The 19,523-nt window shown below is 50.5% G+C and carries 15 protein-coding genes and 1 pseudogene; 7 read left to right on the top strand and 9 right to left on the bottom strand.

Going from position 1 to position 19,523, the window contains the following annotated elements; all coding sequences use genetic code 11:
- Position 1 precedes the first annotated feature (1 nt).
- Complete coding sequence (locus tag ACJJID_RS08385; protein ID WP_444922314.1) at positions 2-835, top strand: SDR family NAD(P)-dependent oxidoreductase; 834 nt, start codon at positions 2-4, stop codon at positions 833-835.
- Between the two features lie 417 nt (positions 836-1,252).
- Here the strand turns inward: ACJJID_RS08385 and ACJJID_RS08380 are convergent, their stop codons facing one another.
- Complete coding sequence (locus ACJJID_RS08380; protein WP_444922313.1) at positions 1,253-2,128, bottom strand: LysR substrate-binding domain-containing protein; 876 nt, start codon at positions 2,126-2,128, stop codon at positions 1,253-1,255.
- A 121-nt stretch (positions 2,129-2,249) separates the two neighbouring features.
- Here ACJJID_RS08380 and ACJJID_RS08375 point away from each other — a divergent pair, with 121 nt between their 5' ends.
- Positions 2,250-3,023 (top strand): FMN-dependent NADH-azoreductase, encoded by a 774-nt coding sequence (locus ACJJID_RS08375; RefSeq protein ID WP_444922312.1) that lies wholly within the window; start codon positions 2,250-2,252, stop codon positions 3,021-3,023.
- A 141-nt stretch (positions 3,024-3,164) separates the two neighbouring features.
- On the opposite strand, the gene ACJJID_RS08370 is transcribed toward ACJJID_RS08375, so the two are convergent.
- Positions 3,165-3,791, bottom strand: a complete 627-nt coding sequence (locus ACJJID_RS08370; RefSeq protein ID WP_444922311.1) for an anaerobic ribonucleoside-triphosphate reductase activating protein — start codon at positions 3,789-3,791, stop codon at positions 3,165-3,167.
- Positions 3,792-3,793: 2 nt separating this feature from the next.
- Positions 3,794-6,034: pseudogene (locus ACJJID_RS08365) on the bottom strand (ribonucleoside triphosphate reductase).
- A gap of 1,178 nt (positions 6,035-7,212) precedes the next feature.
- Here ACJJID_RS08365 and ACJJID_RS08360 point away from each other — a divergent pair.
- Complete coding sequence (locus tag ACJJID_RS08360; RefSeq protein WP_152453753.1) at positions 7,213-7,419, top strand: hypothetical protein; 207 nt, start codon at positions 7,213-7,215, stop codon at positions 7,417-7,419.
- Positions 7,420-7,782: 363 nt separating this feature from the next.
- On the opposite strand, the gene ACJJID_RS08355 is transcribed toward ACJJID_RS08360, so the two are convergent.
- Positions 7,783-7,926 carry a hypothetical protein gene (locus ACJJID_RS08355; protein ID WP_444922310.1) on the bottom strand — a complete coding sequence of 48 codons (144 nt, stop codon included), beginning with the start codon at positions 7,924-7,926 and terminating at the stop codon, positions 7,783-7,785.
- 114 nt (positions 7,927-8,040) lie between these two features.
- Between ACJJID_RS08355 and ACJJID_RS08350 the strand changes: the two genes are divergently transcribed.
- Positions 8,041-10,158 carry a hypothetical protein gene (locus ACJJID_RS08350; RefSeq protein WP_444922309.1) on the top strand — a complete coding sequence of 706 codons (2,118 nt, stop codon included), beginning with the start codon at positions 8,041-8,043 and terminating at the stop codon, positions 10,156-10,158.
- 428 nt (positions 10,159-10,586) lie between these two features.
- On the opposite strand, the gene ACJJID_RS08345 is transcribed toward ACJJID_RS08350, so the two are convergent.
- The 4 genes from ACJJID_RS08345 to ACJJID_RS08330 all read right to left on the bottom strand — a co-directional run bounded on the left by ACJJID_RS08345 (position 10,587) and on the right by ACJJID_RS08330 (position 16,919).
- Positions 10,587-11,972: an L-serine ammonia-lyase gene (locus tag ACJJID_RS08345; protein ID WP_444922308.1), complete on the bottom strand. Its 1,386-nt coding sequence runs from the start codon at positions 11,970-11,972 to the stop codon at positions 10,587-10,589.
- 187 nt (positions 11,973-12,159) lie between these two features.
- Positions 12,160-13,137 carry a tRNA 5-methoxyuridine(34)/uridine 5-oxyacetic acid(34) synthase CmoB gene (cmoB, locus tag ACJJID_RS08340; RefSeq protein ID WP_444922307.1) on the bottom strand — a complete coding sequence of 326 codons (978 nt, stop codon included), beginning with the start codon at positions 13,135-13,137 and terminating at the stop codon, positions 12,160-12,162.
- A gap of 6 nt (positions 13,138-13,143) precedes the next feature.
- Positions 13,144-13,887 (bottom strand): carboxy-S-adenosyl-L-methionine synthase CmoA, encoded by a 744-nt coding sequence (gene cmoA, locus ACJJID_RS08335; protein ID WP_152453749.1) that lies wholly within the window; start codon positions 13,885-13,887, stop codon positions 13,144-13,146.
- Positions 13,888-14,009: 122 nt separating this feature from the next.
- Positions 14,010-16,919 carry an insulinase family protein gene (locus ACJJID_RS08330; protein WP_444922306.1) on the bottom strand — a complete coding sequence of 970 codons (2,910 nt, stop codon included), beginning with the start codon at positions 16,917-16,919 and terminating at the stop codon, positions 14,010-14,012.
- A 175-nt stretch (positions 16,920-17,094) separates the two neighbouring features.
- Between ACJJID_RS08330 and ACJJID_RS08325 the strand changes: the two genes are divergently transcribed.
- From ACJJID_RS08325 to ACJJID_RS08315, 3 genes are read left to right on the top strand one after another with little or no spacing between them, the layout of a single operon-like run.
- Positions 17,095-17,826: a DUF599 domain-containing protein gene (locus ACJJID_RS08325; RefSeq protein WP_444922305.1), complete on the top strand. Its 732-nt coding sequence runs from the start codon at positions 17,095-17,097 to the stop codon at positions 17,824-17,826.
- On the top strand, positions 17,813-18,142 hold the full coding sequence (locus ACJJID_RS08320) for a nucleotide pyrophosphohydrolase (protein WP_444922304.1): 330 nt from the start codon (positions 17,813-17,815) through the stop codon (positions 18,140-18,142). The genes ACJJID_RS08325 and ACJJID_RS08320 overlap by 14 nt, the downstream gene beginning before the upstream one ends.
- On the top strand, positions 18,139-18,936 hold the full coding sequence (locus tag ACJJID_RS08315; protein WP_444922303.1) for a methyltransferase: 798 nt from the start codon (positions 18,139-18,141) through the stop codon (positions 18,934-18,936). Before ACJJID_RS08320 ends, ACJJID_RS08315 begins: the two co-directional genes overlap by 4 nt.
- A 22-nt stretch (positions 18,937-18,958) precedes the next feature.
- Here the strand turns inward: ACJJID_RS08315 and ACJJID_RS08310 are convergent, their stop codons facing one another.
- Entirely contained in the window at positions 18,959-19,486 is a 528-nt protein-coding gene (locus ACJJID_RS08310; protein ID WP_444922302.1) for a molecular chaperone DnaJ, read from the bottom strand.
- Positions 19,487-19,523: the final 37 nt, after the last annotated feature.

The raw sequence follows: 19,523 nt of genomic DNA, 5'->3' as shown, positions 1-19,523 counted from the left end.
GATGGCTACTATTAAGGCAGATAAATCACAGAAAACATTTGTGATAACCGGAGCTGCCGGAGGACTGGGCTGGGCAATTACCGAATGTCTATCAAGAAAATACACTGCGGAATTTCTTCTGGTGGATGTTTCCACTGAAAAACTCCGTCAAAGAGAGGCACAACTCAGAGGGCGTGGTATTCGAGCCAGAACATTTACCGTTGATCTAGCCAATAGCTTGGCATTAGCGGAATTGGTTCAATCCTTGCAGAATGAGTATCCAAGAGTTGATCTGCTAATAAACAACGCTGGTATTACCCACCGAAGCCTCTCGACACAAACGTCTAGTGCGGTAATCCGCAAGGTGATGGCAGTCAATTACCATGCACCGGTAGAACTTACTCAGGGCTTGTTTGCAGAGCTGAAAGCGGCCTCTGGCTGTGTGGTAAATATCAGTTCAATGGCTGGATGGATGCCGGTTTTGGGGCGCGCGGGCTATTGCGCAGCCAAGAGTGCTTTGCACCAGTATTTTGAGGTATTTCGTGAAGAGGTGCGGAACAAGGGGGTTAGCGTATTAATGGTTTACCCGAGCTTCCTGTCCACAATGATTGAGCAAAATGCTTTAGATGGAGATGGTGGACGAGCCAGGCACCAAAGGAGCACAGTGGGAGCAGTACGTAGCCCTGAGTGGATGGCCAATCAGATTGTGACAGCCTGGGAAAAGGGCAAGGGGCGTTGGTTCCCGAAAGATATAAGCCTGATTGGAGCCTATTTATACAGGTTAGCCCCAACGACATTTCTCAAACTGTTAAGAAAGCGTTTTCAAATTGAATTGGCGGCTGCGTCAAATCCTTAAATCATTGAATGTGACATTGAGCCTGAAATAATATGTTTAGATCTCAAGCTTCTAGAAGTTAGCTCCAGTAGCTTGGCATTGTACGCCTGGGTATAGAATTTATTTATCATATACTGCTCGATACTTAGTGCGGGGTTTTGATTATTAAATCCAATTCTGAAAATACATTATAAATCTAGGCTGATAACGATTTATATCTCTTGCTGCGTCCGAGAACCCTTGCTCAGCAAATGAGGCAGGAAGCTGGCGATGTTTATTAATACGTTGTTTTTGGATCTCAACCCAAACCTACGCCATTACTCCAGTTAAAAGTCCTATTTCAAGTTTAAAAATATTTTTAACGTTCAATCCCATGGTTTTTTTACAATAAAAATTACTTATCTTTATAGAGAATCACATCTCAAATATTTGCACAGCCTACTTTATTTCTTCAGTCAACCAGCCAAGAAAGCTAGTGACACTTTTATTATTTATATTACGGCTTGGGGTTACTGCGTAGTATGACAGTCCATTGGCTTTGTGTTTTATGTCTGTGTTTTTATATGGCACTAACCATTTGTTCTGTAAAGCATTCTGTACCAAAAGGGAACTGACTAAAGCAATCCCCTGACTGGCCAGTGCGGCTTGTATAACGTGATGCTCCTGATCATATTGTCGAATGGTAAGGTTTTTATTGAGGTCGCCAAGTAAGTATTTCCAACTGAATGGGGTTAAAGATTGGTTAATCCATTTGGTCTCTAACAATTGCGCCTGCTCGATATCCGTTATAGTTGATAAGTAGTTCGGCGTAGCGTACATACCCACTGATTCCGTAATAAGCCTTGTCGTATTTTCGGCTTTTGGATCAAACTCCCCGTAGCGAATAGCTATATCAATGTGTCGGTGGCGCTCAATGTCATCTATTTGTTCACCAGTAGAAATGGATATCTCGATATCAGGATACTGCTGATAAAAGCGCTCCAGATGGGGAACCAGCCACAGAGCCGCAAAAGATGAGGTTGTACTAACAGAAATCACACGATTTGAATTGGCTATTTCACCTATGGTTTCGGCAAGTTGCTGAAAAATTCGTGATGTTGTTTCTGCGAGTAGCCTTCCTTCCTTTGTTAATTGTATTGCACGGGTTTTACGTTCAAATAGCTGGCTGTCTAGCGCATCTTCCAGGCTTTTAATCTGGTGGGAAACTGCTGTAGGGGTAATAAAGAGTTCTTCCGCAGCTTTCTTAAAGCTACCGAGCCTTGCAGCTGCATCAAAAACCTTTAAGGCGTTGAGGGAGGTTAGGCTTGGATACATGGACAGCACTTTCTTATAGGTGAGATAAATTCATCTATAAATAATGAAATCTCATTTGTCAAGAATGTATGCAGATCGCACTATCGTTGGACCTAATGATGAACTATGAGAGGTCTAGTGAATGAAAACCCTTCTTCATATTGAAGCCAGTGCCCAGCATTTTGGGGCTATTATGGTACCTGATGAGTATAAGGACATACCAAAACACTCCTCTATCTCCAAGGCCGTTGCCGCAAGTTTTGTGAAGAGCTGGCTGGAGCAAAGACCCGAAGATAAGCTCATCTATAGGGGTGTTGGCCAGACCCCGCCAGGCTTTATCAGCCAGGATTGGATTGCCTCTGTATTTACTCCAGAAGATCAGCGTAGTGAAGAGCAAAAATCCCTAGTCGCATTATCGGACACTTTGATCAGTGAACTCGACCAGGCGGATATCATAGTGATGTCTTCCCCAATGTATAACTACGGCATGCCGGCGGCTTTAAAAGCCTGGTTCGATCAGGTGATACGCATTAACAAAACTTTCACTTTTGACTTGGCCCGTGGAGAATATCCTCTTGAGCCCATTATGTCGGGGAAGGTTCTGGTGCTAATTACTTCTGCTGGTGAATTTGGCTTTGCAGAGGGGGGAATACGCGAGAAGATGAATCACTTGGGCCCTCATGTCAGAACGCTGAGCCATTACCTGGGGGTCGATCAAATCCATGAGATCAACGTCGAATATCAGGAGTTTGCGGATGAACGGCATAGAAATTCGGTAAACCAGGCTCTGTTGCAAAGCAGGTTATTGGCCGAAGAGCTTGCTGCTAAGCTTAAAAGCCAATTTACTCACTCTTATTCAGCACAACCCAAAGCGCTCGCATTAAATAAGCAAAGTATTGCTCCTATGCAAGATTGATGTGCTGGTGCTAGTTTCCTTTCAGGAAGAGGCCAAGCTTGGTCTCTTTACTGGTCTTTGAGCCTGACACTAGAAGAGTCATAAAGAGAAGTTGTCCTTGGCCGACCGCTGATTCTATATGGTCCCGCAAACTTTTTAGCCCTATGAAATAAACTTCAGAGTTTGGTCAAGCGCTTGCTCAGTATTACAGCGCTGTACCTCTAAATGATGAACACCATTCTTGTGAAGCTTCTCCTGAATTTTAGCCAGCTCTTCATCGCTGGTGAGGTAAGGATGCCTGGTAAGGCGAACTTGCATCGATATTCCCGCTTCGGCTAATAGCTCTACACATTGCCAGGGTGCTGTACCGCTACCATCTACCCCGGTAATGGCAGGGTAATTTTCCGGCAACGATTTTATATCCAGCCCAACCCAGTCCAAAATGGGGATTAAGCGACTCAGTTTTCGAGGGTAGATCCCGGCGGTATGTAAACCTATTTTGAACCCCAGGCTACGGGCTTGGGCTATGGCGGCTTCCAGTGCCCCCTGGGCTGTTGGCTCCCCGCCAGAAAATACCACCGCATCCAGCAGTCCTTGCCGGCTGGCGAGGAGCCCCAACATCTGGTCCCAGTCGTAAGCACTGGGCGCACGGGCCGGCAACAGATCACCATTATGGCAGTAGCGGCAGCGCCAAGGGCATCCCTGGCAAAAGACCACCGCGGCCAATTCACCAGGGAAGTCGATAGCGGTAAATGGTGTAAAACCGCCGATGCGCAGCTTTTCAGCCATAGCTATTTGCCATTACCTGCAACAAAAAAGCGGCGTTCCCTGTGTTCCGATTGTTTGCCAGGATTCCAGAAGGAAACTGGGCGGTGATAGCCCATCACCCGGCTCCAGACTTCACAGCGGGTACGGTCTTCATTTTTGAGTGGTGAGGTTGGTTTATTCATGATGTCTCTCCTTGGTGGTTGGTTTTAATCGCTGCAGCAAGATTGCTCACTAGCGAGAAGGGCCTCATCGCAGCGGGGGCAGAATTCGTGTTCGCCGCTCAGGTAGCCGTGTACTGGGCATATAGAAAAGCTGGGAGTTACTGTGATATAGGGCAGCCGATAATTTTTCAGGGCGCGCTGTAATAAGCGGCGGCAGCTATCGGCATCTGGCAGTTGTTCACCCAGGTATAGGTGCAGCACAGTGCCGCCCGTATAACGGGATTGTAGGGATTCCTGCCGGGCTAACGCTTCGAAAGGGTCATCGGTAAAGCCGACTGGTAGCTGGGAGGAGTTGGTATAGTAAGGTGCTTCCGTGCTGCCAGCCTGAATAATATCCTCATAGCGCTTTTGGTCTTCGCGGGCAAAACGGTAAGTAGTTCCCTCAGCCGGTGTGGCTTCGAGATTATAGAGGTGGCCGGTTTGTTCCTGGAATTCCGTCATTCGCAAACGAATATGGTCGAGCAATTGCTCGGCAAGTTTTTTACCGGGCTCTGTGATGATACTTTCACGGTCTTCACTAAAGTTTCGCAGCATTTCATTAATGCCGTTAACGCCAATGGTGGAGAAGTGGTTACGCAGAGTGCCAAGATATCGACGCGTATAGGGAAATAAGCCGGCGTCCATATGCCGCTGAATTACTTTGCGTTTTACTTCCAGGGAGTCCCGTGCAAGTATCAGCAGTTTGTCTAACTGGGCGAGTAGGAGATCCCAGTTTCCCTTATACAAATAGCCCAGGCGTGCACAGTTGATGGTTACTACACCGAGAGAGCCAGTCTGTTCGGCGGAGCCGAATAATCCGTTGCCACGTTTAAGTAGCTCGCGCAGGTCCAGCTGTAGGCGACAGCACATGGAGCGCACCATGTTTGGACTGAGGTCTGAATTAATAAAGTTTTGGAAGTAGGGCAGTCCATAACGGGCAGTCATGGCAAACAGCCGCTCCGCATTTTCGCTCTCCCAGGGAAAGTCCTCACTGATATTGTAAGTTGGAATTGGGAAAGTGAAGACCCTGCCGCGCGCGTCCCCTTCGCTCATTACTTCAATATAGGCGCGGTTAATCAAGTCCATTTCTACCTGCAGGTCACCATAAGTAAATGGCATTTCCTTGCCGGCAATCACCGGCACCTGCTCTCGCAAGTCTTGGGGACAAACCCAGTCGAAAGTGAGGTTGGTAAATGGGGTCTGGGTGCCCCAGCGGGATGGCACGTTCAGGTTAAAAATCAGCTCCTGCATGCACTGGCGCACACTGGCGTAATCCAGCTGATCCTTGCGTACAAAGGGTGCGAGATAAGTATCGAAGGAGCTAAATGCCTGGGCGCCAGCCCATTCGTTTTGCAATGTGCCAAGGAAGTTAACGATCTGCCCAACTGCGCTGGTCAAGTGGGCGGGCGGTGCAGACTCAACTTTGCCGGGAACCCCATTCAGCCCCTCGTGCAGCAGGGTGCGCAGTGACCAACCGGCGCAATAGCCGGCCAACATATCCAGGTCATGGATGTGTAAATCTCCATCTCGGTGGGCTGCACCAATCTCCGGCGAATAAACATGATTCAGCCAGTAATTGGCAATCATTTTACCGGCGCTATTTAAAATCAGACCGCCGAGGGAGTAGCCCTGGTTAGCATTGGCAGCGACACGCCAGTCTGCCTGCTCCAGATACTCCTCAATAGAAGCTCCAACATCTACCAGTGTTTGTCGGTCATTGCGTATGCGCGCATGTCGCTCCCGATAGGCGATGTAGGCTCGAGCTGTATCTATATAATCGCAATTGATTAATATTTGCTCGGCGATATTTTGGATCTCCTCAATATCGACTGGCGTCACAGCATCAAAGCGATGATTAATCACTTTCAGGATGCCCTGGGTTAGCCAATCAACTTCATCCTCACCAAATTCACCAGTAGCCATCCCGGCTCGCACAAGTGCCGAAGTAATACGTCGAGGATCAAAAGCCACAGCGCGACCATCCCGCTTTCGCACCAGAAAACTGCTTAGGTTTTGAGTAGGAGATATGGCACTGTCAATTTCTGGGGTAGAGGTACTGGTCATGGGCTTTCCTTCACAGATTGTGCGGGAAGCTTATAAAAGTCCAGGGGAGAAGCACTTGATCTGGATCACTATATATAGTGTTTTGGATCTTCAGGTGGCACACTATGTTGTACTAAAGAGTAGGGGTCTAGTTTGAAAATATTAAAGTATCAAGGCGTCCGTACTGGGTAATGGTGGTATGGCTTAAGTATTTTGTGGTGTATTGCACGGAAAATAGTCAGATCCACACTTGTTGCTAGATAACAGTTTCCTAGTGGTCCTTTTAAATCTAGGAATTGCCAATAAAAAATATGCTAGTAAAGGGCACAGTAGCTATCTCTATCCTTTTTTAAAAAAATAAAAAGATGGTATTTTGATAACGCTACTTTACTCTGCCCTCCATTAGCTCGCAGCGAAGTAAAATATTATGGTTGACTCAAAAGGTCAGGGTGCCATGGTTTATTTAGATGTTAATAGGGTAGGGGATTAATTGGTTTATTTAGGGGCTGCGACAAGATAAGTCGGAGATGAGTTGTTTCTCTATTTTCTGACTGGATATATTTTGTGTTGCGGCATATATGATTCATAAGTCGGAGCTCTTTAAAAAGCCAGAGTCTCGTGCCTTGCTGCCTTAGCTATTTATTTGTCCATTTTTACTGTAAAGCTGATGTTTGCATATGAGGTCTATAAAGACGACCCTTTACAGCTGGTGACTTCTGGAAGTCATGAGTTTTTCATGTTAGGTCGGTACGAAAGTGAGGTGGGTAATTGGTTTTTATTGGTTACCCTTCTAAAGGTTATTTCATATCTTGAAATCAGTTATTCTCACGCAATTACATAGAAAAAAGTCCAGCAATAGTGAGCTGATTCAAGTTATGAAGCAGCTCCTAGGAAAGCTGATTCAATAGCCCCCTTTTAGGGGGCAGAGGGCAAATCCGCATTCTAGGAATGCGGATTTTTAGTAAAGTGATTTTTGATGTCATTTGGCGCGGTATCAGTTAAAGTGCAGTTTTATGGCTGGTAAACGTGCCGTGTAACAGCGTGTGACCTTAAAAGTGTGCTGCCCTGTATATATATTCCTTTAGAATACCGTCGTGTTAATTCAGTGCATGGAGAGGCTTTGGCTGGATTAGCACCGTCCATATGCCAAGCACCCATATCCTCTGATGTTGTTAAGCTGATTAATAAGGAAAAGTAACATGGAAATTGAAGTCACTTCTAATGAAGGTTCTATAGATCCTGCCGATCCCACTGCTGAGCCAACTAGGGAGAAGTACTCGCCTGAAAATCCACCCAAAGGATGGACCTATGTTAACTATAAGAATGTGGAAGGTGGTGGCTTCCGTTGTCCGAAGTGTAATGCCGTTGAAGATGGAGCAGATGTAGACGGACACGGTTGCAATTGATTGAAAGGACATTCGGGCAATATTTTGCCCGAATGTTTTTATTGTCAGAGATTAGAAAAAAGCTTGCACCTACCAAAATTTTTCACACCTAAACCCCTTCTTGCCTAATTCACTTATTCGTGGTTATGGGGTTGTGTTTTTTTGTGTCGTCTGATCCTACTTCCCAGCTGCTAATAATTGATTCCGGATTGGTTTCTAACTCCAATGCCTATGGCCATTAGTGGTTTAAGCCACATATAAATTTTATTATAAGGGAGGTGAGTTTGAATAAGATGATAATAACAATAATTCTGGTGGTGTTCAGTTTGTAGGTGTTTGTATCCGATCTTAGTGTAGCGCAAGCTAGAGGCTCCCTTGGCACTATCAAAGAGTTAACCCCATGGCTCTGAGAAGAGCCTGTTGCTCGGATTCTTCGGCTAAGCGTTTGTTTATTGCTGCTAAAACCTCCAGCACTATTGCTTCAGCAGGCACTCGGCTGTCATCAAGAAGCAATTCTGGGGTGCTCATGCTGAATAATATCCCCCATTTTTAGTAAAGCTATATGGTGGTAGAGAGCACTTCTAACGCATTTTGTATATAGGTGACAAATATCGTCAGAAAGGCAGCGATATAGGCAGGCTTTTGTTTCTTCATTTTTTTAAATGCGACACAGAAAATTATTCACGAAAAAATAAAATTATTTTCGTATTTTCATTTCGCGACTTACTGGAACTTAACTCTCAATCCTTACCTAACACACAAATCAAAAAAATAATATTTCAGGCGTTTATGGACAAGTTATTTAGCAAGAATTTACTGGTTTTGGCATTAACTGCAGCTTTGGCTGCGTGCAGCGGCGGAGGGGGCGGTTCTTCAGACTCCGAACCTGAGACACCAGCTGTGAGCGATGGTGGTAGTAATAATGGTGGTGATCAGGGTGGCGACAACCAAGGAGATGATAGTGGTTCCGGTGATACTGGGAGCGATACGCCCCTTCCCGACAATGATCCCTCAACGGTAACGGTTGGAGGTGTTTCAAGCTCCGATCTGGGCTTTGCTACAATAACGGCCACCGATATTACCCTGCCTGATGCAATGGTAAATGCACAGGAAGTGTATCAGCTTGCACACTATATTGGCCGAACAGATAGTGAGCAAGATGAAGATAATATCGATATCCCCATTCGTAGTTACACTGCGACCTGCGCAACTGATACAGATAAGCCTCGGATGTTTGTATCCACGACCTTATCTGAAGGACAAAGTGCCTCAAATCCGACCTATGGCTCAGTCTATGAACTCCAATATAACCCTGAAACTTCAAGTTTTGATCAAACTGGAAATACCACGATTCTGAAACAGTGTTATGAGTCTCACGGTATAACAGCTAGCGCAGACTGCTCTAGGGTTGCTGTTTTGTGTAACACAGAATATAAGGCCAGTGAGCGCTACGACATTACGAAAGACATAGTGGAAGAGCATGGCACTAGCAAAATGAAGATTAACGAAGACAATCTTGCTAGTGTTGCCGGTACTGATAATCAGAAAAAGTACAATGATCAGATTTGGTTAATGGAGTGGGATGACAAACCCTTATCTGAAAAACCGGATACTTACGTCGTTAATAAAATGCATGGCGGTACCCACTTAGGCACCCAAGAGCTTATATATGTTGAGAACGACAGCAAAGGGCGTACAAATTATGCTTTTTCAGTCACTGCACGTGTACTCTCAAGTGGCTCTCATTATTCAGCGGGATTAACCGTGATTGATCGGGATGATTGGTCCTTAACAATGACGGGAGATGACCGTAGAGGTTGGGATTGGTTATGTGGACATGGTCATGTACTGAATATCCGGGCTTTCTATAACCCTGGAAATGAAATGTTTGGGGCGCTCTGCACCAGTGATGGAAATAAATATCACCCTTCACCTGGCTTGAATGCAATTGCGATCAAAATGGAAGATGATGGCTCATCTATCCTGGAAGGCACCTACAATCACGTGGTTCCTACAACAAGTGCAATGATTTCGAATGGGGGAGGGCACACAGTCGTTCCGGTTGATGCTAATACCAATTTATCTGTTATCGTCTCACCGAAGTACATCGAAGATGAGGATATGAATAGGTTCTTACAGGATACCCTCGGTATTGATACCAGTGGAGATGGCCCTTTTGATGATCAATGTGCTGCTAAGGCCAATAAAAATTGCTTCTTCTCGTACCTCGAAGAGATCGAATATGATGAGGGTGACTATTCACTGATACCAAGGCAAGCGCTCTATTCTGGCGGCGCCCTGGATAAATCTTCTTTAACTCGCGTAGGTATTGCCAAGGTTGATTGGGAAGGCAATATTGAGGGGGTTGGCATCAAGTGGCTGGCTGAAGATTCCGATTGCCAGATTAGTGATCCGCAGCTGGTAGACTTAAAGAACGGTCGTTACCTGTTTGGTTATGCACAGTTCCAATGTATTTCCGATAACCTTCCATATAATCGCAGTTACAATAAGAAAGGCGAGGCCATGCGTATGCTGGTTCCAAAAGCCTATTATGTGATGGAGATTGACGCAGATCTGAATGTACTTGAGGGGCCGGTAAAACTCACCGATTATGGATGGGGTGGGTTGGATGAGCCAATGTATCTCGGTAACGGCAAAGTGGCCTGGAATTATATTAAGAACCCTACCTTTGAGAATTATATCGGCGGTCAGCAAAATGTGTGGCAAGCGATTGTTTACCATTCTAAAAGTGTGAATTAACCCTTATCGACCGGGGCCTGTTTTTAATGGTCCCGGTCTTTCACTAAGACTGCCTATTGTTGTGTTTACTCTGGGTGCCCAGGTAACTACTGCTAGATTTGCGGCAGAATATTCAAGAAAGCCAATGAGGACTCTTAAAACATGCCTCTGGAGGCTTAAGGGGGCTTTTATACTTCCAAAGAGTGGCCCTAAGATTAAAATCTAATGCCCCTAGATAAAGATCAGGCCATAACAGTAGGCTATAGGTATTTTTCGAGATTGAAATTTGAAAGGACTAAGGCCTTTTGTGGCGAGCCGGACCTAACCTCTATAGCCTTCAAGGTTCACAGAGGTTTTATGGGGCTGTTCAGAGGCTTCTGTGAGAAATTGATTCGCCAGAAATAGCAAAATTACCGAGGCTAAATCCAGCCCCGGCATAAAAAAATCAATTAGCAGTTAACCGCGTTAACCGCCAGCCCACCCAGAGATGTTTCCTTATATTTACTCTGCATATCGATACCAGTCTGGCGCATGGTTTCGATCACGCTATCCAGCGGTACGATATGGGCGCCGTCGCCACGTAGGGCCAGGCGAGCGCCGTTGATGGCTTTTACTGCGCCCATGGTGTTGCGCTCGATACAGGGAACTTGCACCAAGCCACCTATAGGATCGCAGGTGAGGCCCAGGTTGTGTTCCATCCCGATCTCAGCGGCGTTCTCGATTTGCTGGTTGCTGCCGCCTTCCACGGCGGCCAGGCCCGCGGAGGCCATTGAGCAGGCAACGCCGATCTCGCCCTGGCAGCCCACTTCGGCAGCGGAGATAGAGGCATTTTTCTTAAATAGCATGCCGATGGCACCGGCGGTGAGCAGGAATTTCACTACCTGATCCTTGAGTTCGCCGTGTACTTCCGGGTCGTGTACAAATTCCACGTAATAGGCGATAACCGCGGGAATAACACCGGCGGCACCGTTGGTGGGGGCGGTAACAATGCGGCCGCGCGCGGCATTCTCTTCGTTAACGGCGAGGGCAAACAGGCTTACCCAGTCGAGGATGGCGAGGCCGCGATTGCGCTCCTCTGCGGTTTGTTTACTCAACTCGCAGTAGAGCTCGGCGGCACGGCGACGCACTTTCAGGCCGCCGGGCAGAATGCCTTTCTGCTGGCAGCCTCGCTCGATGGAGGCTTCCATCACTTTCCAAATATTCCACAGGCGGTCTTTGACTTCCTGCTCGCTGCGAAATGCTTTCTCATTTTCCATTGCCAATTCGGCGATGGTCCAGCCGTGTCGGTCGCAGATCTTCATCAGCTGTTCGGCGTTGCTGAAATCGTAGGGCAGCAGGGTGGCAATCACCTCCTTGTGGGCGAAGTCTTCTTCTGACAGAACAAAGCCACCGCCGATGGAGAAATAGCTGCGCTCGAACAACAGTTCATCGCCGCAATAGGCCTGGCAGGTCATGCCGTTGGAATGTTGAGGCAGAAACTCTTCCATATGGAAGAGCAGGTCCCGATCGCGAACAAACTCTATTTTGTGGTCACCATTGAGGGTCAACACTTGCTCGTTGTGGATGGCGTCCATCTTTTCGTCGATGCTATCGACGTCGATAGTATCGGGGGCTTGGCCCAGTAGTCCCATCAATACTGCCATATCGGTGCCGTGGCCGACGCCGGTCAGGGCCAGGGAGCCGTATAGGTGTACTTGAACACGGTCGGTTTTTGCGAGCTGGTCGCGGTCGCGCAGGTCCTGAACAAACTGGCGTGCGGCGACCATTGGGCCCACCGTATGGGAGCTTGAGGGGCCGACACCAATTTTGAACAGTTCAAATACGCTAATACTCATATAAATTCTCTGCGCTGGGCCGCACAGGGTTGCGGCCCTCCCTTAAGGATATAGTTGCACCATTTAGGGGCGCACTTTGCCTTACAAGGCGCAACAATCAAGATGGCAGCTGCTATTCCGTACAAAATTCTACTTGTTGCGGGTTTTGCGGAATTTATGAGTTCCCTATCACCGGCTGTGATACAAGCTACGGCACTTCCGCGACCAAAACAGCGCGTTTGGGCGCGGGGTGACCTTCTACGGTTCTGTCCGGCGATTGCGGATCGAGAAAGTCGGCCAGGGATTCAAAATGCATCCAGTCGGTGCGCCGCTGTTCCTCCAGGCTAGTGGTATTCAAGTCTACTGTCCTGGGGTTGTGAAACCCGCATTTGCGCAGCCAACTTTCCAAAGTGGCGCAGCTGGGGAAGAACCACACATTGCGCATTTTGGCGTAACGATCTTCCGGCACCAGGCAATCCCCGAGCCCGCCATCAATCACTAAGGTCTCCAGCACCAGCTGGCCACCGGGGCGCAGGGTCTCACGCAGCTCGCGCAGGTGATCCATTGGAGAGCGGCGGTGGTAGAGCACACCCATGGAGAAGGTGGTATCGAAGGCGCGTAGATTTGCGGGCAGGGCCTCGATGCCGAGTGGCAGTAGGTCCACCGGCTGGTCATCGCCGAGATATTTTTTTAGGGCGTAAAACTGCGCGACGAATTTTGCCGAGGGGTCGATGCCAATCACACGTCGGGCGCCGGCGCCATAGGAGCGCCAGCAGTGATAGCCGTTGCCGCAACCCACATCCAGCACCAACCTGTTTTCCATAGGTGCCAGGTGAGGCAGTACTCGGTCCCATTTCCAGTCGGAGCGCCATTCGGTATCGATTGGCAGGCCGAAAATCTCCCAGGGGCCTTTGCGCCAGGGATGCAGTTTTCTCAGTTCCTGCTCCAGTAGCTGCAACTGTTCCGGCGAGGCGTCACTGGCCTTGCCGATGCGCACACTATTGCTGAGCTCGATGCTGGAAGGGGCGATATCTGGCAGAGCTTCGACAGCGGCGCGCCAGTCGGGCAGGTCGCCCCAGCGATGCGGGCTCAGGTTTTCGGCTACCTGTTGAGGTAGCTGGGCCAGCCAGCCGCGCAGTTCCGGGATATGTTGCAGGCCTTGGTAGAGTTGGGTGTAATCAATCACGGGTACTTACTTATCGGGGGTGCCTTTGATGGCGATCAGGGAGGCAAAGTTAAAACACTGGAACCAGACATCCACGCTGGTAAAGCCGACACTTTTCAGGCGCGTGCGGTGGGTGTCCAGGGTCTCAGGAATCAATACGTTTTCTAACGCCGAACGCTTTTGTGCGATTTCCAGGGCGCTGTAGCCATTGGCGGCCTTAAAAGAGTGATGTAACTCAATCATCAGTTCGTTGTGGTCTTTATCGGCGAAGTCCACTTTCTCGGAAATAATCAGGATGCCGCCGGGGCGCAGTCCCTGCTGGATTTTACGCAGGATTTCCTCGCGCTCCTCAACCGGAATAAATTGCAGCGTGAAGTTCAGCACCACAACGGAGGCGTTTTCAATTGCCACGTTTTGCAGGTTGTCGCAGATGAGTTGCACGGGCACTTCGCCGCTGTCCGCTTCGAGTACCGTGCGCGCCTGGGACACCATCGCCTCGGAATTATCTACGGCAATGATTTCGCAATCTGCCGCGGGAATACGGTGGCGCATGGCCAGGGTGGCGGCACACAGTGAGCTGCCCAGGTCATAGCAACGGCTGCCGGCCTGGGCATAGCGTTCCGCGAGGGTGCCGATCATGGCCACGATGGTGGTGTAGCCGGGTACGGAGCGCTTGATCATGTCCGGGAATACTTGCACCACCTGCCGATCAAATTCAAAACCGGCCACCTGGCCCAGTGGGTTTGCGTAGATATTATCTTGTTTGCTCATCGGGACTTCGCTTAGGGATCACGGCAATGATCCGAGAGAAATGGTTACCGCCGAGTACATTTTGTCTGCAAGCGGGTAAAACCGGCGCCCCGGCAGATATTGCTGCCGGGGGCCTGGCGTAATTACAGTTTTTCTTCTTGCAGGTTCAGCTTCGCTGCCGCTTCGCTGCCTTGAGGGCCAGTGACAATAGCGGTGCTGGCTTTGGACGGTTCCAGGTAAGTGGCACCAACGCGCTGCAGGTCTTGCAAAGTAACTTCTGTCACCCGCTTGCGGAACTGCTGGCGTACTTCATGGGTGCGTCCATATAGGCCGGAGTGGAAATTCTTTTTGGCCTCGCCGGCGGGGGAGCCGGGTTTGTCCAGTCCGCCAATCACGCCGAGGATCGATTCTTCCACTTGCTCCTCCTTGTGCTTGCCTTCGGCCAGCCACTGCAGAGAGGCATCGAAATCCTCTAGGGTTTCTCCCATGCGCGGGTCGCGATAGGAGTAAAAGCGGAATACCCCGATATTGCTGTCGTGTCCGGCACCACCGCCGTAGGCGCCGCCCTGTTCGCGAATCGTGCGGTGCAGGAAGCCGTTGCGCAGGAAACCGCTCAATACAGAAAGCGGTGCGGCATCCGGGTTCGACATGGGCACAGTGGCGTAAGCCTTGGAGCAGAAATTTACCTGGCTGTTGGCTACCCAGAGTTCTTGCACCTGTTTGCGCTCAAAAGGTGCATCCGGGTTGGCCGCAGTTGCGCTGGGCGTAGAGACAAGCGGGGCCAATGCCTGGCTGAAATCTCCCAGTTTCTCCTCTTCCCCAATCAACAGGAATTGGCGTGGGGCGGCGAGGATCTTGTCGTGGATCGCCTGGAAATGCGCGGAAAGTTGCTGCAGGCCGTCTCTTTCATCGAGCCCTTTGACCAGGGCTCTCAAGTTGCGCAGGCCCAGCAGGCCACCGCTGGCGTGGCTCTCCCAGGCTGCGCGATTGTAGCCGGCACTGGCCGCTGCCATGGCGAGGGCGTGGCCGTTGCCAACAACACCTTGCTCTCGGCGCGCCAGGGTTTGTTGCAGCAGTTCTTTAATGCGGGCATGCTCATCGAAGCGCACTTGCGCCATGGTGGCCTGCATCAGTTCGGTGAGTTCGCCCTGGTTTCGAGAGAGCGCCTTGCCGGAAAGAATAAAGTGGCCGGACAGGTGATCGAGGTTGTCGATGGCGGTGCGGCTGCTGGTAAAGCCATGCAGGGCACCGGCGACACGGGTCTGCCATTGCTGAACTTCCAGGTAGTCTTTATCGGCGAGGCCAACCTCGCTCAATACTTGGCAGTAGTAAGGCAGTAGAGCTTTTTCTTCCTCGCTGAATTCCGGCAGGGCGCAAACCATCTGCTGGTAAACCAGACCATTGGTACCGGCGCTGTAGCGGGTGAGTTTTTGCTCGCCGATTTCAGTGGTTTCACCCTCGACATCGGGCATTTCCGCGGGAATATCCTCTACACCCACTTTGGGCAGGATGGAGGCATCGTCCTCGCGATTTTGGCGATCCGCTAGGGCCTTGGCGGTTTCGACAATCTGCGCTTTTTCCTTCTCGCTGAGGTGCGCCTTAATCTGCGCTAGCTGTTCCTTCTCTGCCTGCTCTTTGCGCTCGGCCAGTTTGTCGTCCGGGCTCATCACTAGGCGCACGCGGTGTTGGTTTTCCAATAATAGTTTGCGGGCTTTATTGGCGATAAACATCGGATCTTTGATCTGTTCGCGCAATTTTTCCAGGGTGGCGTCGATATTCAGCAGGCCAACCGCATCGCCACGGTGGGTGGCGCCAGTAAGCGCGGTAAGGATCAGCTGCAGGCCGAAGGGGTAGCCGTCACCACCGATTTCGCGCTGTTGCAGTTCCAGCTGGTGTAAACTGGCGGCTACCTGCTCGTAGGGAATGCCTTTCTCGGCGACTTCTTCCAATACGGCGAGTACTTGTTTTTCCAGCTCGTCGGCACGCTCGCGCTCGCTGCCTTCAATACCGCACACAAACACCAGTTCCCGCTGGGAATCGTCCAGCCCGATAAGTGGGGAAGGGGAGGTGCCGAGGTCGGTGGTCTCTAACAGTTTCATCAGCGGGGAGGCACTGTTATCCAGCAGTACACCGGCGAGCAGGTGTGCGGTGAGGGCCTCTTCCAGATCGGTTACGTCGCCGAGTAACCAGCTCAAAACAATATGGGTTTTTCCTTCCAGAGGCTCGCCGGTAAGCGGGTAGTGCTCTTCCACCTTGAGTGGAGCGTAGTAGCGATCTTCGCGGCCCACCTCGATTGTCTTGTCCAGCTTCTCAAATTTGTGCAGCGCTTTTTCTTCAAAAGCAGCCTGGTGTTCTGCGGCGGGAATATCGCCGAAGGTCATAAAGATGGCGTTGCTGGGGTGGTAGTGACTGCGGTAGAAATCCACTAACTCTTGGTAGCTGAGTTTGGGAATATCTGTGGGTTCGCCACCGGAGTTGAAGTGGTAAGTCGTGGTGGGGAACAGGTATTTGCTCAGGGTGTGCCAAAGCTGCGAGCTGACCGAGCTCATGGCGCCCTTCATCTCATTGAACACCACGCCTTTGTATACCAGCTCACTGCTGGTATTTTCGGTTTCGGCAAATTCCAGGCGGTGTCCTTCCTGGGCAAAATCCAGCGGGTCCAATGTGGCGAAAAATACCGCATCCAGGTAAACATCGAGAAGGTTATTGAAATCCTTGCGGTTCTGGCTGGCAAAGGGGTAGGCGGTCCAGTCCGAACTGGTGAAGGCATTCATAAAGGTGTTGAGTGAACGCCGAATCATCATAAAGAAAGGGTCGCGCACCGGGTATTTGTTACTGCCGCACAGTGCGGTGTGCTCAAGAATATGGGCCACACCGGTGGAATCGTGGGGCACAGTGCGCAATGCCACCAGGAAAACATTTTCCGCGTTGTCTGCGGCAATGTGCAGGTGTTGGGCACCGGTGGTGGTGTGGCGGTATTCCTCGACGCGCACGCCGAGGGAATCGATTTCTGCGCTGGTAACCAGTTCAAATGCAGGATGTGAGTTGTTCAAAAGACAGCTCCCTGGAGTTATAGAAAATTTTCTGGCCGGCCTCTGCCGCCGGCGAAAGGGCGCTATTCTACCGCTTGCACACACCGGAAAGACAGTGTTGACAAGGATGTCAGCAAGGCGAAGACTTCACCTACTGAAGCCCCGGCATAAATGTAGACGAATAGGGAGATAGAGGTTGTCCTGGTTGGATATTGCCAGCGTCACTGGCTTTTTTATCACATGGGTGGGTTACACCGTATTTGCACGTAAGAAAGCCAAAGAGACTTGGTGTCTCACATCTTCATTGCAATGGTATCGAGTGGAGTGGATGCTGCGCATGCTCGACCGGGATATGCGCATGGCGGATACCGCTATCCTCAGTAACCTGGAGCGGGTGATTGGTTTTTTTGCCTCCACCAGTATCCTGATTCTGGCGGGCTTGGTGACGGCCCTAACGGCGAACAAGGCCGCCATTGAAGTACTCACCAGCCTGCCCTTTGCCGAGCCCACCACGGTTGAGCAGTTTGAGCTTAAGGTGATGTTGCTTATCCTGATTTTTATTTTCGCCTTTTTCAATTTCACCTGGTCCCTGCGCCAGTACTCCTTTGCCAATGTGCTGATCGGCGCTGCGCCTCCGCCAGAAGCGGGGGAGTTGTCCGAGGCCGAGCGCCGCCGTTTTGCCATCAGCACCGCCAAAGTAATCGACCATGCCGGGCACAGTTACAACTACGGTTTGCGCTCCTATTACTTTTCCATGTCGGTACTGGGTTGGTTTATCCACCCTCTGCTGTTTATTGCCGGTTACGTTTTTGTGGTTTGTGTATTGTACCGGCGCGAGTTTATGTCCCGCGCGCTCAATTCGATTTTGGCGGCGCGGGAGGGTGGCCTCGAGCGTCAGCAGAGGAAGAAGTTCAGTGGAGAATCGTGAAATTGTGGCGGCCTTTGACAAGGTGGCAAAACTGCGGGGCTGGCAGCAGCTGCATACCGCAAAGAACCTGGCGATGGCGCTCTCGGTAGAAGTGGCCGAATTGAATCGGCATTTTCAGTGGCGTGATAACGGTGACATCCACGCACTGATGCAGAGTGAGAATGCTGAAGAGGTTGCCGCAGAGCTGGCAGATATCCAAATGTACCTGTGTAAGTTGGCGGAGGTGCTCGGAGTGGATATGGATGTGGCGCTGCGCAGTAAAATCGCGGAAAACGAGCGCCGGGCTACTGAAGTTGTGGTTGGTGGGGCCCCATGAGCGATACACGTTACAGCGACAGAAACTTTGACGACCTGGCGCATCGATTTCGCGATCGAATTTACGGTGGTCTCAAGGGTGATATTCGCCTGGCCGTATTGAACCGTGATTTGGCGTCGATTGTCAGCCGGGAATCGCGCACTCTGAAAATTGTGGATGCCGGTGGTGGCCAGGGGCACTTTGCCATGGACTTGGCTGCTGCAGGGCATCGGGTGTACTTGGCAGATATTTCGGCGCAAATGCTGGAGCATGCTGCGGCAGAGGTGCAGGCGAGACATTTACAAAAGCGGGTAACCCTTTTGCATAAACCCTTACAGGCGCTGGCGCAGATGAAAATGCTGCAGGGCGCGGACCTGGTAATCTGCCATGCGGTGCTTGAGTGGCTGGAGGAACCACGGCTGGCCTTGCAGCAACTGCACCGTTTGCTGAAACCGGGTGGCTACTTGTCTCTGACGTTTTACAACCGACGCGCGCTGGAGTTTCGCCTGTTGCAGCGCGGCAGCTTTCGTCAGTTGGAGCGCAATATCGATGAGGATTACTGGGGCGGGCACCCCGGCAGCCTGACACCACAAAACCCGCTGCTAATGGAGAGGGTGAGTGATTGGCTGCAAGAGGCGGGCTTTGAAGTGACTTGTCATAGTGGCATCCGCTGTTTTCACGACTTTATGACGCCAGCTATTCGCGACAAACTGCCCGCCGCGGCAATCGTACAAAAGGAACTGGAGTACTCGCAGACCGACCCCTATCGTCAGCTGGCGCGTTATATCCACCTCCTCTGTCGAGTGCCCGAATAAAGCTCTGATAAAGGGCTGAAGATTAGAGCGTGCGCAGCAGCAGTTCCTTGGCGGCATTTACCCGCGACGCCAGGTAGTCGTTACCACCGCGATCCGGGTGCAATTTTTGGATAAGTTTGCGGTGCGCACCGATAATTTCGTCCCGCCCGGCCTTGGCGCCGACGCCCAAAATCCGCCGCGCTTCATGTTCACTTAATGGCGGCCCCTGATCGGTCTGTGTGGTTTTATGTTCCTGCTGAGTCTCCTGTTCTTGCTGTGGATTCGGGTTTTGCCGCTTGCGTGCGTAACGCTCAAATAGGGGGGCCAGCCAGGGCATCAGGCGCGTGAGTTGATTGAGCAGGCGCCCCAATACCGGCAAAATTAGCAATACTGTGGCGCCGACCCAATGTAGCCGTCCACTAATCGCCAACAGTACGACAACCGCCGCCGCCCCCATTAGCGTGATAAAGAAAATCTGTTTGCGTTTATCGCCCTTTGAACTGGCTTTGATTTTCTGCCAGGCATACCAGACGCCGATAACAATCAGTAGTAGAAGAATTAAACGTGCCAATGGCGGCTCCTTAGATTCTGAACTTGCCAAGTTTGTG

This window comes from Microbulbifer sp. CnH-101-G, from assembly GCF_052466775.1.
Note: the sequence above shows the minus strand (reverse complement) of the source record. Positions and strands in the feature narration are given on the sequence as shown.